Annotated in this window: 14 protein-coding genes; 2 read left to right on the forward strand and 12 right to left on the reverse strand. The window is 56.9% G+C overall.

Annotation, left to right across the window (positions count from 1 at the left end; all coding sequences use genetic code 11):
• Positions 1-96: 96 nt before the first annotated feature.
• From dacA to BMF08_RS11650, 7 genes are all read right to left on the reverse strand, one after another.
• Positions 97-1,308 carry a D-alanyl-D-alanine carboxypeptidase DacA gene (dacA, locus tag BMF08_RS11620; protein WP_072567738.1) on the reverse strand — a complete coding sequence of 404 codons (1,212 nt, stop codon included), beginning with the start codon at positions 1,306-1,308 and terminating at the stop codon, positions 97-99.
• Positions 1,309-1,448: 140 nt separating this feature from the next.
• Positions 1,449-2,585, reverse strand: coding sequence for an endolytic peptidoglycan transglycosylase RlpA (gene rlpA / locus BMF08_RS11625; protein WP_072567739.1), 1,137 nt, complete (start codon positions 2,583-2,585; stop codon positions 1,449-1,451).
• A gap of 10 nt (positions 2,586-2,595) precedes the next feature.
• Positions 2,596-3,708, reverse strand: a complete 1,113-nt coding sequence (gene mrdB / locus BMF08_RS11630) for a peptidoglycan glycosyltransferase MrdB (RefSeq protein WP_072569414.1) — start codon at positions 3,706-3,708, stop codon at positions 2,596-2,598.
• Positions 3,709-3,710: 2 nt separating this feature from the next.
• Positions 3,711-5,612, reverse strand: a complete 1,902-nt coding sequence (gene mrdA, locus BMF08_RS11635; RefSeq protein ID WP_072567740.1) for a peptidoglycan DD-transpeptidase MrdA — start codon at positions 5,610-5,612, stop codon at positions 3,711-3,713.
• A 25-nt stretch (positions 5,613-5,637) separates the two neighbouring features.
• Complete coding sequence (rlmH, locus tag BMF08_RS11640) at positions 5,638-6,105, reverse strand: 23S rRNA (pseudouridine(1915)-N(3))-methyltransferase RlmH (protein ID WP_003858701.1); 468 nt, start codon at positions 6,103-6,105, stop codon at positions 5,638-5,640.
• 3 nt (positions 6,106-6,108) lie between these two features.
• The gene (gene rsfS / locus BMF08_RS11645) at positions 6,109-6,426 is read right to left on the reverse strand and encodes a ribosome silencing factor (RefSeq protein ID WP_072567741.1); all 318 of its coding nucleotides are present in this window, start codon (positions 6,424-6,426) and stop codon (positions 6,109-6,111) included.
• Between the two features lie 249 nt (positions 6,427-6,675).
• A complete protein-coding gene (locus BMF08_RS11650) occupies positions 6,676-7,290 on the reverse strand; it encodes an adenosylcobalamin/alpha-ribazole phosphatase (protein ID WP_072567742.1) in 615 nt (204 codons plus the stop codon).
• Between the two features lie 98 nt (positions 7,291-7,388).
• Between BMF08_RS11650 and cobD the strand changes: the two genes are divergently transcribed.
• Positions 7,389-8,483 (forward strand): threonine-phosphate decarboxylase CobD, encoded by a 1,095-nt coding sequence (gene cobD / locus BMF08_RS11655; RefSeq protein ID WP_072567743.1) that lies wholly within the window; start codon positions 7,389-7,391, stop codon positions 8,481-8,483.
• On the opposite strand, the gene nadD is transcribed toward cobD, so the two are convergent.
• From nadD to leuS, 4 genes are read right to left on the reverse strand one after another with little or no spacing between them, the layout of a single operon-like run.
• On the reverse strand, positions 8,458-9,099 hold the full coding sequence (gene nadD, locus BMF08_RS11660) for a nicotinate-nucleotide adenylyltransferase (RefSeq protein ID WP_083580942.1): 642 nt from the start codon (positions 9,097-9,099) through the stop codon (positions 8,458-8,460). The genes cobD and nadD overlap by 26 nt on opposite strands.
• A 1-nt stretch (position 9,100) precedes the next feature.
• A complete protein-coding gene (gene holA / locus BMF08_RS11665) occupies positions 9,101-10,132 on the reverse strand; it encodes a DNA polymerase III subunit delta (RefSeq protein WP_072567745.1) in 1,032 nt (343 codons plus the stop codon).
• The gene (lptE, locus tag BMF08_RS11670) at positions 10,132-10,698 is read right to left on the reverse strand and encodes an LPS assembly lipoprotein LptE (RefSeq protein WP_072567746.1); all 567 of its coding nucleotides are present in this window, start codon (positions 10,696-10,698) and stop codon (positions 10,132-10,134) included. Before lptE ends, holA begins: the two co-directional genes overlap by 1 nt.
• Positions 10,699-10,712: 14 nt before the next feature.
• Positions 10,713-13,295, reverse strand: a complete 2,583-nt coding sequence (leuS, locus tag BMF08_RS11675; RefSeq protein ID WP_158684887.1) for a leucine--tRNA ligase — start codon at positions 13,293-13,295, stop codon at positions 10,713-10,715.
• A gap of 224 nt (positions 13,296-13,519) precedes the next feature.
• Here leuS and BMF08_RS11680 point away from each other — a divergent pair, with 224 nt between their 5' ends.
• Positions 13,520-14,002, forward strand: coding sequence for a zinc ribbon-containing protein (locus BMF08_RS11680; RefSeq protein ID WP_072567748.1), 483 nt, complete (start codon positions 13,520-13,522; stop codon positions 14,000-14,002).
• Between the two features lie 44 nt (positions 14,003-14,046).
• Here BMF08_RS11680 and rihA read toward each other — a convergent pair whose 3' ends face one another.
• Positions 14,047-14,985 carry a pyrimidine-specific ribonucleoside hydrolase RihA gene (gene rihA / locus BMF08_RS11685; protein ID WP_072567749.1) on the reverse strand — a complete coding sequence of 313 codons (939 nt, stop codon included), beginning with the start codon at positions 14,983-14,985 and terminating at the stop codon, positions 14,047-14,049.
• Positions 14,986-15,046: the final 61 nt, after the last annotated feature.

The raw sequence follows: 15,046 nt of genomic DNA on the forward strand, positions 1-15,046 counted from the left end.
CGGCGTTACAAAAAAGAACAACTCCCGCCACAGGGCGGGAGTTTTATTGATGCATAGTATATGGGGATGAAATTCAGACTTTCAAGTGCTGAATTTTTAACCAAACCAGTGGTGGAACATCAGCTTGATATAATCAATGATTTTGCCAAAGAAATTGCCTTCCGGAATTTCCTGCAACACCACCAGCGGACGCTGTTCAATGGTTTTGCCATCAAGCTGGAAGTTAATGGTGCCCACTACCTGATTTTTTTGCAGCGGCGCGTGCAGCTCCGTGCTGGTCAGCACATAGCTGGCCTTCAGATCTTTCATGCGGCCGCGCGGAATGGTCAGATAAACATCTTTATCCACGCCGAGGGAGGCGCGATCGCTGTCGCCAAACCAGGCGGGTTCAGAAGCAAACTCTTTACCTGCTTTGATCGGGTTAACAGTTTCAAAGAAACGGAAGCCCCAGGTCAGCAGTTTTTTGCTTTCGGTTTCACGGCCTTTAAAGGTGCGCCCGCCCATCACGGCGGAAATCAGACGCATCTGGCCTTCGGTTGCCGAGGCCACCAGGTTATAGCCTGCTTTATCGGTATGGCCGGTTTTAATACCGTCAACGTTCAGGCTGTTGTCCCACAGCAAACCGTTGCGGTTGGTCTGGCGGATGCCGTTAAAGGTGAACTCTTTCTCTTTATAAATAGAGTATTCGTTTGGCACATCGCGGATCAGCGCCTGGCCAATCAGCGCCATATCGCGGGCGGAGCTGTACTGACCTTCAGCGTCCAGGCCGTGAACGGTCTGGAAATGGGAGTTTTTCAGGCCCAGCGCGTTAACGTAGCTGTTCATCAGGCCGACAAAAGCGTCCTGGCTGCCCGCGGCAAAATCGGCCATCGCCACGCAGGCGTCGTTACCGGATTGCAGGTTGATACCACGGATCAGCTGGGATACCGGCACCTGCATGCCTGGTTTCAGGAACATCAGCGAAGAGCCTTTGAACACCGGGTTGCCGGTTGCCCAGGCATCGTTATTGATGGTTACCAGGTCCGTTTCCTTGAACTTGCCTGCTTTCATGGCCTGACCGATGACGTAGCTGGTCATCATTTTGGTCAGGCTGGCCGGATCGCGGCGAGCATCGGCATTCTGCTCCGCCAGCACTTTACCGGAGTTGTAATCAATCAGGATGTAAGACTCGGCATCGATCTGCGGCACGCCGGGGATCATGGTTTTGATGTTCAGGTCATCGGCATGGGCAGCAGACAGGGTTGCGGCTGTCAGCGCGGTGGTGAGCGCGAGGCGCTTCACGAAACGAACGGAAAAAGTGGTCTTCATGGTCAGAACAACGACATCCGTGATGGAGTGAAAAAAAGTGCCTTACTATAGCAAAAGCTATAAGGGCAGGCATCTGACTTTCCGCATGATTTGTGAATGAAACTTACACAAACTGACAAAGTAAGATGCCCTGTTGGTATTTACTGCGCGCTGGCAATAAAGGATTGCAGCTGAGCTTCGCTCTGCAGACGTGACTGTAACGCGCTGGCGTCAGCCTTGCTGCTAAACGGCCCTAACTGAATACGCCAGACCGCGCCGTTTTGTACCACCCGACCCGGCACGGAAAACTGCTGTGCCAGACGCTGCTGATACTGCTGCGCGCGAGTCTGATCGCTGACCGCGCCCACCTGCACGACATAGCCGCTGGCAGCGCCTGCGGCGGCTGGCGCTGCAACGCTACCCTGCACGGAGCCTGGCGCGGTGACTGGCGCGGCAGGCGTAACCGGTGCGGCGGCAGGCGCCGGGGTAGCCACGACAGGCTGTGGCTGAGCGGCAGGCGGTTCGTTACCTTCCAGCACGCCGCTTGCAAGGGTGGTCGGCGCGCCGAGGAATCCGCCGCTGCTGACCGGTGAGCCCAGCGTGTTTTCGCTTTTCAGTGTATCGTTGCTGATCGGCTGCACGTCAGCCTGTGCCTGCTCAGGCTGCGGGAGGCTGGAGGCGCTGCCCATGCCGCCGGTCAGATCCGGACGGGCGGGCAGGGCGTAAGTCTGTTTCGCCACCGTCGTACAGGCGGTGCCAGGCCCTGACAGCGTGCCATCCTGCGCCACGATAATCGGATCGATGCGCACTTTGGTATTGTTGGAGTTGTTCAGACGATCCGCGGCGGCACGCGACAGGGAAATCACGCGATCGTTACCATAAGGCCCGCGATCGTTAATACGCACCACGATCATACGGCCGTTCGCCAGGTTGGTGATCCGCGCATAGCTCGGTACCGGCAGCGTCGGGTGCGCGGCGGTGAGCTGCATGGGATCGAAGGCTTCGCCGGAGGCGGTCAGATTGCTGCCGGGTTCGGCATCATAAATGGCCGCCAGACCCGCCTGGCTGAAGCGCGACGGATCCTGGACGATTTTATAACGCTTGCCATCGCGTTCGTAATCCTGATTCACGGCAGGGTTAAGTGACTCGTAGCGCGGCTCAGCCCCGCCAATTTCAACAACCGGGCCGTTACATACCGCAGGCTGCGGCGCAACCGGGGCGGGCTGTTGTTGAGTGTCACTTGTACATGCTGCCAGTAATCCTGCTGCTATGCAGACTGCAAGCCATTGCTTACGCATTGCGCACCTCTTATACGCTTTTTGACAACATTTTCCGGTGGGTATGAATAGACATCACAATACCAAACCCGGCCATGAGTACGATGAGAGCGGAGCCTCCATAACTGACCAGCGGCAGAGGAACCCCTACCACCGGCAGAATACCGCTCACCATACCAATATTTACGAAGACATAAACAAACAAAATCAGCATTAAGCCACCGGCCATCACGCGACCAAAGGTGGTCTGCGCGCGGGCGGCAATATACAGCCCACGAATAATCAGCAGCAAATAGAGCGCCAGCAGCACCAGGAAGCCCACCAGACCCAGCTCTTCCGCCACTACCGCAAAGATAAAGTCAGTATGCCGTTCGGGCAGGAATTCCAGCTGCGACTGTGTACCATGTAGCCACCCTTTACCGCGCAGCCCGCCGGAGCCAATGGCAATTTTCGACTGAATAATATGATAGCCCGCGCCCAGCGGATCGGTTTCCGGATCGAGCAACATCATCACGCGCTGTCGCTGATAATCATGCATCAGGAAGAACCACAGGATCGGGATAAAGGCCGCCAGCAGGATCGCCGCAATGCCGATCAGACGCCAGCTCAGGCCGGATAAAAACAGTACGAACAGACCGGAAAGCGCGACCAGAATCGACGTACCCAGATCCGGCTGCGCCGCCACCAGCAGCGTTGGCATAAAGATCAGCACCAGCGCAATAGCGGTATTTTTCAGCGAGGGTGGGCAGACGTCGCGGTTAATAAAGCGCGCCACCATCAGCGGCACGGCGATCTTGGCGATCTCGGAGGGCTGGAAACGCACAATGCCGAGATCAAGCCAGCGCTGCGCGCCTTTTGAGATCGCGCCGAAGGCGTCCACCGCCACCAGTAAAATAACGCAGATGATATACAGATAGGGCGCCCAGCCTTCGTAGACGCGCGGCGGGATTTGCGCCATCACCACCATCACCACCAGTCCCATGGCGATCTGCCCAATCTTGCGCTCGGTCATGCCAATATCCTGGCCGCTGGCGCTCCAGATCACCAGCGCGCTATAGGTCAGCAGAGCCAGGATAATCAGCAGTAGCGTCGGGTCGATATGGATTTTATCCCAGAACGATTTTTTGTTCGGATTATCCGTCATGATCATTGGTCCTCTGCTGCCGCGGTTGCCGGATTTTCCGCAGGCAAATCGGTATTGTTATCGCCCAGCATAATGTGGTCGAGGATCTGGCGCATGATGGTACCGACCGCAGGGCCAGCGCCGCCGTTCTCCAGAATAATCGCCACCGCGACCTGGGGTTTATCGTACGGCGCAAAGGCCGTCATCAGTTTATGGTCACGCAGACGTTCAGCGATCTTGTGCGCGTTATAGGTTTCGTTGGCCTTCAGGCCAAAGACCTGCGCGGTACCGGATTTGGCCGCCACTTTGTAAGGCGCATCGGCAAAATACTTATGCCCGGTGCCGTTCGCGCGGTTAGCCACGCCATACATACCGTCTTTGGCGATTTCCCAGTAACCGGAATGAATATCGCCTACCGGCGGCTGTTCCGGCTGTTTCCACGGGATTTGCTGACCATTTTCCAGCGTGCTCATTAACAGATGCGGCACTTTAACCACGCCGTCGTTAATCAAAATCATCATGGCCTTGTTCATCTGGACCGGCGTTGCCGTCCAGTAACCCTGGCCGATACCCACCGGAATGGTGTCACCCTGATACCAGGGTTTTTTGAAGCGCTTAAGCTTCCATTCGCGGGTTGGCATGTTGCCGGAGCGCTCTTCCGCCAGATCTATGCCGGTGTATTTGCCGTAGCCGAACTTGCTCATCCATTCGGAAAGGCGGTCGATACCCATATCGTAGGCGACCTGATAGAAGAAGGTATCCGCCGACTCTTCCAGGGACTTGGTGATGTTCAGATGCCCGTGTCCCCATTTTTTCCAGTCGCGATAACGCTTCTCGGAGCCCGGCAGCTGCCACCAGCCTGGGTCAAACAGGCTGGTATTGCGGGTGATCACCCCCGTGCTTAAGGCTGATACCGCGACGTAAGGCTTCACCGTTGACGCCGGGGGATAGACGCCCTGGGTCGCGCGGTTAACCAGCGGCGTGTTCGGATCGTTAAGCAGGGCGCTGTAATCTTTGCTGGAGATGCCGTCGACAAACAGGTTCGGGTTATAGCTTGGCATGGATACCATCGCCAGAATGCCGCCGGTGCGCGGATCGGTCACCACCACCGCCGCGCGGCTGCCCGCCAGCAGGGTTTCGATATAGCTCTGTAGCTTCAGATCCAGCGTCAGGGTAATGTCATGACCGGCCTGCGGCGGCACTTCTTTTAACTGACGGATCACCCGGCCACGGTTGTTAACTTCAACCTCTTCATAGCCGGTCTGCCCGTGCAGGACGTCTTCGTAATAACGTTCGATTCCCTGTTTACCAATATCATGAGTGGCGGCGTAGTTAGCCAGCTTGCCCTCTTTATCGAGGCGCTTCACGTCGTTATCGTTGATTTTGGAAACGTAGCCAAGCACGTGGGTCAGGGCGGAGCCATACGGATAAAAGCGGCGTTTATAGCCTTTGACTTCCACGCCAGGGAAACGGTACTGGTTAACGGCAAAGCGCGCGACCTGCACTTCTGTCAGGTTAGATTTCACGGGAATCGAGGTGAAGCGGTGCGAGCGGGCGCGCTCTTTTTTAAAGTTGGCGATGTCGTCATCAGTCAAATCGACCACGCCACGCAGCGCATCCAGCGTCTGCTGCACGTTATCGACTTTTTCCGGCATCATCTCCACCTGATAAATGGTGCGGTTCAGCGCCAGGGGGATGCCGTTACGATCGTAAATAATGCCGCGACTGGGGGCGATAGGCACCAGTTTGATGCGGTTTTCGTTCGAGCGCGTCTGGTAGTCGGTATGCCGGAGAATTTGCAGATTATAAAGATTGGCGATCAGGACACCAGAAAGCAGCAAAATCCCCGTAAAGGCGACCACAGCCCGGCGCACAAACAGCGCGGACTCAGCCGTATAGTCGCGAAAAGAATTCTGTAATTTCATCCGCTGCGTAATCTACCTGGTCTCATTACTCTCGGTGATAAGGATGGTTGGTAGTAATGCTCCATGCACGATAGAGGCTTTCCGCCACCAGTACCCGAACCAGCGGGTGGGGTAGCGTCAGTGCAGAGAGAGACCAACTTTGTTCAGCTGCCGCTTTACAGGCAGGGGATAACCCTTCCGGCCCGCCGATCAGCAGGCTGACGTCGCGTCCGTCCTGCTTCCAGCGTTCCAGTTCATGAGCCAGCTGCGGCGTATCCCAGGGTTTGCCCGGAATATCGAGGGTGACAATGCGGTTTTTGCCAGCCGCAGCCAGCATTAACTCACCCTCTTTATCGAGAATGCGTTTGATATCGGCGTTCTTACCGCGTTTTCCGGCGGGAATTTCTACCAGCTCGAACGGCATGTCCTTCGGAAAACGACGCAGATATTCAGTAAAGCCGGTTTGTACCCAGTCCGGCATTTTGGTGCCGACGGCGACCAGTTGCAGCTTCACGCATTAACCCCAGAGTTTTTCCAGCTCGTACAGCGCACGGCTCTCTGCCTGCATGACGTGAACAATCACTTCGCCTAAATCGACCACCACCCAGTCGGCGACGTTTTCGCCTTCCACGCCAAGCGGCATCATGCCCGCCGCGCGTGACTCCTGCACCACATGGTCGGCAATCGACATCACATGGCGGGTGGAGGTGCCGGTGCAAATAATCATGCAATCAGTGATGCTGGACTTACCCTGAACGTCAATTTTAACGATGTCCTGACCTTTCAGGTCATCAATTTTGTCGATAACAAAATCCTGGAGTGCTTTACCCTGCAAGTGTTCCCCCTGGGAGCGTACATATAGTCATTAATGAAGGTATGACAGTATAACTGAACTGTCATTCTGGCGGGACACATGCCGCCAGTAAGATTTTTGAAAGTGGGCTATCATCCCACCCGCGGCAGGAGATTGCATCGCCATTTTTGTAAAACAATTTCTTAAAGACTTTGCATGGCGGGGCAAGTCCGGCAGCGGAGGATAACAGCCTTGCCGGGCGTGTCAATCATGTAATGACGCGCAGGACGATTATCCGGCGTCCGGCAGCCAGACCGCGCGGCTGTTCAGTACGCTCAGGGTGGCAAAATCCTTGTGGAAATCGATGGCGCTCCACGCCCCCTGTTCGACGCGAAAATGCCACAACGAGGCAGCAGGCATGTTAAGCAGCGTGGCGATCAGCAGACTGATCACCCCCTGATGGCTGACAATCAGCACGTTATCGTGGTGCTGCCAGTCACGCAGCCCGGCAATAAATTGTTGCACGCGCTGTGAAAAATCCTGAAACCCTTCGCCGTTGGTCGGCACGGCGTTCTGCCAGTCGAGACACCAGGCGGCGTAATTATCAGCGTCTTCCTGTTTTAAATCGCGATGATGGCGCAGTTCCCAGTCGCCAAAAAACATCTCATTGAGCAGGGGCGTGGTGTGCAGCGGAATATTACGGTCGTTCAGTACCAGCCGGGCGGTATGCTGCGCGCGTTCCAGGGCGCTGCACAGCACCTGATCAAAAGGCACCTCCCGCAGCAGCGAATGCAGCGCCGTGGCCTGGGCAATGCCGCGCGGCGTCAGTGACGTCGGCGCATGGCCGCTGTACAGCCCGGCGACGTTTGCTTCGGTTTCTCCATGACGTACAAGCCATAATCGCATACGCTATCCTCCGGATATTTTCTGCATAAAGTCTACCATTGCGCGCTGAGCGGGCGCGGTTTTTTCGCTCCGATAGCCGCTTTAACAGGAGTTCACCGATGGCTTTGTTTCACAGCGCCCACGGCGGTAATATCCGCGAGGCGGCGGACATGCTGGGGATCGCGCCTGACGCCCTGCTGGATTTCAGCGCCAATATTAATCCTGCCGGGATGCCCGATACGCTGCGCCAGGCGCTGGTGGATAATCTGCGCCTTGCCGAACGTTACCCGGATGCGGAGTATCAGCATCTGCATCAGGCCCTTGCCGCGCATCATCAACTGCCTGCCTCCTGGCTGCTGGCGGGCAACGGCGAAACGGAAGCGATTTTTACCCTGGTCGATGGCCTTGCGCCGCGCCGGGCAATGCTGGTGACGCCGGGTTTTGCGGAGTACCGCCGCGCGCTTAAGCGGGCCGGGTGTGCCATAGAAGATTTCGCGCTGCGTGAAGACGCAGGATGGCAGCTCACCGGGGACATTCTGGATGCGCTGACCGCCGATCTCGACTGCCTGTTTCTCTGTACGCCCAATAATCCGACCGGCTTACTGCCCGATGAAAGCTTGCTGCTGGCCATTGCCGCGCGCTGCCGGGCGCTTGGGATCGCGCTGATCCTCGATGAAGCCTTTATCGATTTTATCGAAGGCCACTGCGGATTTATTCCTTATCTTGCGGCGAACCCGCACGTCTGGGTGCTGCGATCCTTGACGAAATTCTATGCCATTCCGGGGCTGCGACTCGGCTATCTGATTAACAGCGATGCGCAGGCGGTCGGGCGCTTACGCCAGCGGCAGATGCCGTGGTCCATTAATGCCTTTGCCGCGCTGGCAGGGGAGATCCTGTTGCAGGATACGGATTACCAGCGCGCCACCTGGCAGTGGATCAACAGGGAACGGCCACGCCTGTATCAGGCGCTGAGCGTGCTGACAGGGCTGACTCTGTGGCCGGGGGTGGCGAATTATCTGTTTTTGCGCTGCGAGGTGCCTGGGCTGGATTTACAGCGGGCGCTGCTGGAGAAGCATATTTTGATCCGCAGTTGCAGTAACTATCCGGGGCTGGACGAACGCTATTATCGGGTGGCGGTGCGTAGCCTTAAGGAGAACGACAGCTTGATCGACGCGATGCAGGCGGTGCTTAGCGATACAGGCCCTGCTGTTTGATGTAATCAAGCACACTCTCCGGCAGCAAGTCGTCGCACGCTTCGCCGCGCGACAGTCGCTCGCGGATCAGCGTGGCGGAGATATTCAGCCATGGCGTTTCCGCAAGGAAAATCTTCCCGGCGGGCAGGGCGTGCAGATCGTCGATGCGGTGGGTGAGGTGCTGCTCCAGCCACTGCAGGCTGGCCTCGTCACTCATCTTTTGTGGATAACCGGGACGGCGGCAGACCAGCAAATGACAGTGATCAAGAATGGTTTCATAGCGGTGCCAGGTGGGGAAGGAGAGCAGAGAATCCTGGCCGATAATAAAAGCCAGCGGTCGCGTCGGGCCTTGCTCTTCCCGCCATGCCTGAATAGTTTGCGATGACCATGAGGGCGTATCGCGTTGCAGTTCCCGCTCATCCAGCCTGAACAGCGGTTTATCGGCAATTGCCCGCTGGATCATGGTTTTACGTTGTAGCGAACTGGCTTCCGGCTGCGGACGATGCGGCGGCACGTTATTGGGCATGATGATCACCTGCGACAGGCCGATCAGATTCGCCAGCGCTTCCACGGGTTTAAGGTGCCCGTAATGAACCGGATCGAAAGTGCCGCCAAACAGTGCCTGTAACTGATTCATCTCATCCATCAATAAAAATATCTGCCAGTGCCTTATGACAGAGTAGCAGAGAAAGCCCTTCCAGCTCCGCCCATACCGATTGCCCAAAGTCCTGCTTTACCGTTAATTCAGTGCGGGAGAGCAGGTGTACCGCATGACGTAACTGTTCGTTACTGAGCCGGTTCAGCGCCTCGCTGGTCACCGCGCGGCGGTTCTGCCAGACGCGATGCTTATCAAACAGCGTGCGCAGCGGCGTGCTGGCGGACTGACGTTTTAAGGTCACCAGCAGCAGCAGTTCCCGCTGCAGGGTGCGCAGCAGGATCACCGGCTCGCAGCCTTCAAGACGCAGCTGTTGCAGGATATGCAGCGCGCGTTTGCTTTTCCCGGCGAGCAGCGTATCCACCCAGTGAAAAGGGGTAAAGTGCGCCGCGTCGTTAACGGCCTGCTCCACGCGGGGGAGCGTCAGCTTGCCGTCGGGCCACAGCAGCGCCAGCCGATCCAGCGCCTGCGCCAGCGCCAGCAGGTTGCCTTCATAGCAATAGCACAGCAACTGGCTGGCCGCTTCATCAAGCTGAAGGTTGTTCTGTTTTGCGCGGTTCGCCACCCAGCGGGGCAGCTGTGCCTGTTCCGGCGTCTGACAGGTGACCATCACGGAGCGCTCTGTCAGCGCGCTAAACCAGGCGGCATTTTCCTGCGCTTTGGTCAGTTTGTTGCCCCGCACCATCAGCAGCAGATCGTCGTGCAGCAGGCTGACCAGCGTGGCGAGCTGTTCATTGATGGCGGCATTCGGGCCGTTGTCAGGGAGCTGCAATAACAGCGTCTGACGGCTGGCAAACAGGCTCATGGCCTGGCACAGTGAAAAGAGGGCGGACCAGTCGGTGCTGGCATCAATGGTCACGCTGTGATGCTCATCAAAACCCTGGGCGATCGCCGCGGCGCGCACCAGATCCTGACTTTCCTGCAATAACAGCGGATCATTACCCAGTAGCAGATACGCCGCGCGCAGCCCTTCATTGAGCTGCGCGCGGAGTTGTTCAGGGTACAGCTTCAGCATCAGTTACCTAATGATGTTGGGGCGCTTGGCGCAACATCAGGCGTGGTCACCGGCACATCGGCATCCTCACTATTGGCATGTACGCTTGGCAGCTGGCGGATCAGCTGTTCCGCCGCTTTGTCATACATTTCCTGGATGATCATCGTCTGTTCCGCATCTTTTGCCAGCGCGTTTTGCGGGTTATCGAAGAAGGAACGATAAACCTTGGTTTTTAAAGGATAAATTCCTTTGCCAGGGATCATCAGCGATGCCCATACGTCCATCACCATCTGGTATTCCGCTGTACGACCGTTCTGGAAAATAGAGGCCGTGTCCTGTACAAGACTGGCGGTACCCAGACGGAGCGAAGGAATATCCTGACGTGTGCTGCCTTTCTCAACCACTTCAACTCCGTTCAGCCGCAGCTGGGTACGAATCGCACGGCTTAACGGACCATAAGGATCCGAAGAGTCGAAAATGATGGTTTTCATTTCGGCAGGAACCTGGGTGGTATTCCGTAAATGCCAGCCGCACCCGGCGGTGACCAGCACCGCCAGTGATAGTAAAACTGTTGCCAGATATCGCACGCTTCCTCCCGCGCTTAGCCAACGACCAGATTGAGCAGTTTGCCCGGGACATAAATCACTTTACGCACGGTAACGCCCTCAAGATATTTCGCGACCAGATGTTCCTGACCCGCACGTTCGCGAACCTGTTGTTCGGTAGCATCGACAGGCACGGTAATTTTACCGCGTACTTTGCCGTTCACCTGCACAACCACTAAGGTGGAATCTTCCACCATCGCGTTTTCGTCAGCCTGCGGCCATGGCGCGTTGTCGATATCGCCTTCGCCATGCAGTTCCTGCCACAGCGTGAAGCAGGCGTGTGGGGTGAACGGGTTGAGCATACGCACTACCGCCAGCAGCGCTTCCTGCATCAGCGCGCGATCCTGCTCGCCGTCCTGCGGCGCTTTCGCCAGCTTATTCATCAGTTCCATAATAGCCGCAATCGCGGTGTTAAAGGTCTGACGACGACCGATATCATCGGTCACTTTGGCGATGGTTTTATGCACATCACGGCGCAGCGCTTTCTGATCTTCGCTCAGGCTCGCCACGTTCAGCGCGGCAACCTCGCCCTGAGAGGTATGTTCATACACCAGTTTCCAGACGCGTTTCAGGAAGCGGTTCGCGCCTTCCACGCCGGATTCCTGCCATTCCAGCGTCATGTCTGCCGGTGAAGCGAACATCATAAACAGACGCACGGTGTCCGCGCCGTAACGTTCAACCATTTCCTGCGGGTCGATACCGTTGTTTTTCGACTTGGACATTTTGCTCATGCCGGTATACACCAGCTCATGGCCGTCGGCGTCTTTCGCTTTCACGATGCGGCCTTTCTCGTCGCGCTCAACGATGGCGTCTTTCGGGGACACCCAATTGCGCTCGCCGTTAGCACCCACATAGTAGAAGGCGTCTGCCAGCACCATGCCCTGGCACAGCAGCTGCTTCGCCGGTTCGCTGGAGGTAACCATGCCCGCGTCGCGCATCAGTTTATGGAAGAAGCGGAAATAGAGCAGGTGCATGATGGCGTGTTCAATACCGCCAATGTAAATGTCCACCGGCAGCCAGTAGTTGGCGGCTTTCGGATCCAGCATGCCGTCGGTGTGCTGTGGACAGGTGTAACGCGCGTAATACCAGGAGGACTCCATAAAGGTGTCGAAGGTATCGGTTTCACGCAGCGCAGGCTGACCGTTGACGGTAGTTTTCGCCCACTCCGGATCGGCCTTGATCGGGCTGGTAATGCCGTCCATGACGACATCTTCCGGCAGGATCACCGGCAGCTGATCGGCAGGGGTCGGGATCACCGTACCGTCTTCCAGGGTCACCATCGGGATCGGCGCGCCCCAGTAACGCTGACGGGAAACGCCCCAGTCGCGCAGGCGGTAGTTCACTTTACGCTCGCCGACGCCCAGCGCCGCCAGCTTGTCAGCAATGGCGTTAAAGCCCTCTTCAAAGCTCAGGCCGTTGAATTCGCCGGAGTTAAACAGGGTGCCTTTTTCCGTCAGCGCCTGTTCAGACAGATCCGGCTCCGCGCCATCTGCCGTCAGAATAACCGGCTTGATGGTCAGGCCGTATTTGCTGGCAAACTCATAGTCACGCTGATCGTGGCCCGGAACGGCCATCACTGCGCCCGTACCGTACTCCATCAGCACGAAGTTTGCTGCCCATACCGGGATCGCTTCGCCCGTCAGCGGATGAATGGCTTTAAAGCCGGTATCAACGCCTTTTTTCTCCATCGTCGCCATGTCAGCTTCCGCCACTTTGGTGTTGCGGCATTCGTCGATGAAGGTGGCCAGTTCTGGATTGCTTTCCGCCGCCGCCTGCGCCAGCGGATGACCCGCAGCTACCGCCAGGTAGGTCGCGCCCATAAAGGTATCCGGGCGGGTGGTGTAGACGGTCAGCTTGCTGTCATGGCCCTGCACGTCAAAGGTGATTTCCACGCCTTCGGAACGGCCAATCCAGTTACGCTGCATGGTTTTAACGGTGTCCGGCCAGTGGTCCAGCGTATCCAGATCGTTTAACAGCTCTTCAGCGTAGGCGGTGATTTTAATAAACCACTGCGGGATCTCTTTACGCTCAACTTTGGTATCGCAGCGCCAGCAGCAGCCGTCGATAACCTGCTCGTTCGCCAGCACGGTCTGGTCGTTCGGGCACCAGTTCACCGCGGAGGTTTTCTTGTACACCAGGCCTTTTTTATACAGTTCGGTGAAGAACAGCTGTTCCCAGCGATAGTATTCCGGCGTACAGGTCGCCAGCTCGCGGCTCCAGTCGTAACCGAAGCCCAGCATTTTGAGCTGGTTTTTCATGTAATTGATGTTGTCGTACGTCCACGGGGCCGGAGCGGTTTTGTTTTTCACCGCCGCGCCTTCAGCCGGCAGGCCGAACGCATCCCAGCCAATCGGCTGCAGAACGTTTTTGCCCAGCATACGCTGATAACGGGCAATAACGTCGCCGATGGTGTAGTTACGGACGTGGCCCATGTGTAGTCGTCCAGAAGGATAGGGAAGCATCGACAGGCAGTAATACTTCTCTTTGCTCTCGTCTTCGGTTACTTCAAATGTGCGCTTCTCGTCCCAGTGTTGCTGGACTTTTGATTCTATCTCTTCCGGGCGGTATTGCTCTTGCATGGCAGCCAGTGATCCTGTTTTCAATACAGCTACAAGCGTAGCATTAGATGTGATGTCTCAGATCCGCATAGCATAGCCCAAACGCCCGCCTCAAAACAGCCTTTCGCACAAAAGGAGGGATGCCGATCCTTGCAGGAATTTACACACTCTGTGGGGCGGCTGGCAAAGTACGCCGGAAATAACGTCTATTATTAGAAGGTGTTACTAAGCCCGGAGGCGAAAGGATGAACAAGGTTGCTCAATACTACCGTGAACTGGTCGGCACGCTGACCGAACGCCTGCAAAACGGCGAGCGCGACATCGACGCGCTTGTGGAACAGGCCAGACTGCGCGCCACCCAGACCGGGGAGTTAACGCGAACCGAAATTGATGAACTGCTGCGCGCCATTCGCCGCGATCTGGAGGAGTTTGCCCGCAGCTATGGGGAAAGCCAGGGCGAACTGACCGACAGCGTTTTTATGCGGGTGATCAAAGAGAGCGTCTGGCAGCAGCTGGCGGATATTACCGATAAAACCCAGCTGGAGTGGCGGGAAGTCTTTTCCGATCTCAATCACCACGGGGTCTATCACAGCGGGGAAGTGGTGGGGCTGGGTAACCTGGTCTGTGAAAAGTGCCATTTCCATCTTGCGGTTTACACGCCGGATGCGCTGCCGTTATGTCCGAAGTGCGGTCATGACCAGTTCCAGCGTCGTCCTTTCGAGCCGTAAATTTTAAGGCCGGAGCGCCTTCAGGCGTTTCCGGCCATCACGCTTTATTCTCCGTAGAACGCCAGTCGTTCGGCCAGTAAATCCACAAAAGCCCCGCGATCGACATCCATCATCACCGTCGTATTCGGCGTATTGCCGGTCAGGAAATAGTAATCCACCACCGTCATACCCTGGGTGTACTGCCCGCGGGTTTCCACGCCGACCCAGCGCTCCACCGTGGTGAAAATTTCCGGTTTCAGCAGCCAGGCGATGGTACAGGGATCGTGCAGCGGCGCGCCCACAAAGCCCCATTTTTCCTGTTTGTGATATTCCATAAAGAAGTCGAGCAGTTCGGCCACAATCACAGCCACCGGATTGCCGATGGCGCGAAAACGCTCCACATCCGCGGCGTGGATCTGTGCTTTATGGGTGACATCCAGCCCCGCCATCACCACCGGAATGCCGGAGCGGAAGACGATTTCCGCCGCTTCCGGATCGACATAAATATTGAATTCGGCGGCGGGCGTCCAGTTACCCGGTGCCATTGCGCCGCCCATGATCACAATACGCGCGATGTTGTCATGCAGTTCCGGATGGCTGTTTAGCAGCAGCGCCACGTTGGTTTGCGGCCCGGTAGCCACCAGCGTGACCGGCTCCGCGCTCTCGCGCAGGGTTTTTGCCATCAGCTCAACGGCGGTGCAGGGCTGCGCCGCAAAACCCGGCTCCGGTAATGCCGGGCCATCAAGCCCGCTTTCGCCGTGCACGTTATCGGCGATGATAAGCTCGCGCATCAGCGGTTTTACCGCACCGCCCGCCACCGGAATGTCGCTGCGCTTAAGCAGCGTCAGCATCCGCAGCACGTTATTCAGGGTTTTGTCCGGCGTCTGGTTTCCGGCGGAAGAGGTGACGGCTTTGACGTCCAGTTCCGGGGAGGCAAGGGCGAGTACGAGGGCGATAGCGTCATCATGACCTGGATCGCAATCAATTATTACGGGCAGTGCCATTGGTATTCCTTATCCGTGTTGTTTTGTGACAAGGGTAACGCGTCACTGAAAGGCAGACGAT

It is taken from the genome of Enterobacter sp. SA187 (genome assembly GCF_001888805.2).
Taxonomy (GTDB): Bacteria; Pseudomonadota; Gammaproteobacteria; order Enterobacterales; family Enterobacteriaceae; genus Enterobacter_D.

What these genes read in the sequence shown, in the direction of transcription:
- holA (WP_072567745.1), bottom strand. Translation starts at nt 10,132, where the DNA reads ATGCTGAAGCTGTACCCTGAACAACTCCGCGCGCAGCTCAATGAAGGG.
- mrdB (WP_072569414.1), bottom strand. Translation starts at nt 3,708, where the DNA reads ATGACGGATAATCCGAACAAAAAATCGTTCTGGGATAAAATCCATATC.
- nadD (WP_083580942.1), bottom strand. Translation starts at nt 9,099, where the DNA reads ATGAATCAGTTACAGGCACTGTTTGGCGGCACTTTCGATCCGGTTCAT.
- leuS (WP_158684887.1), bottom strand. Translation starts at nt 13,295, where the DNA reads ATGCAAGAGCAATACCGCCCGGAAGAGATAGAATCAAAAGTCCAGCAA.
- dacA (WP_072567738.1), bottom strand. Translation starts at nt 1,308, where the DNA reads ATGAAGACCACTTTTTCCGTTCGTTTCGTGAAGCGCCTCGCGCTCACC.
- rlpA (WP_072567739.1), bottom strand. Translation starts at nt 2,585, where the DNA reads ATGCGTAAGCAATGGCTTGCAGTCTGCATAGCAGCAGGATTACTGGCA.
- mrdA (WP_072567740.1), bottom strand. Translation starts at nt 5,612, where the DNA reads ATGAAATTACAGAATTCTTTTCGCGACTATACGGCTGAGTCCGCGCTG.
- cobD (WP_072567743.1), top strand. Translation starts at nt 7,389, where the DNA reads ATGGCTTTGTTTCACAGCGCCCACGGCGGTAATATCCGCGAGGCGGCG.
- rihA (WP_072567749.1), bottom strand. Translation starts at nt 14,985, where the DNA reads ATGGCACTGCCCGTAATAATTGATTGCGATCCAGGTCATGATGACGCT.
- BMF08_RS11650 (WP_072567742.1), bottom strand. Translation starts at nt 7,290, where the DNA reads ATGCGATTATGGCTTGTACGTCATGGAGAAACCGAAGCAAACGTCGCC.
- BMF08_RS11680 (WP_072567748.1), top strand. Translation starts at nt 13,520, where the DNA reads ATGAACAAGGTTGCTCAATACTACCGTGAACTGGTCGGCACGCTGACC.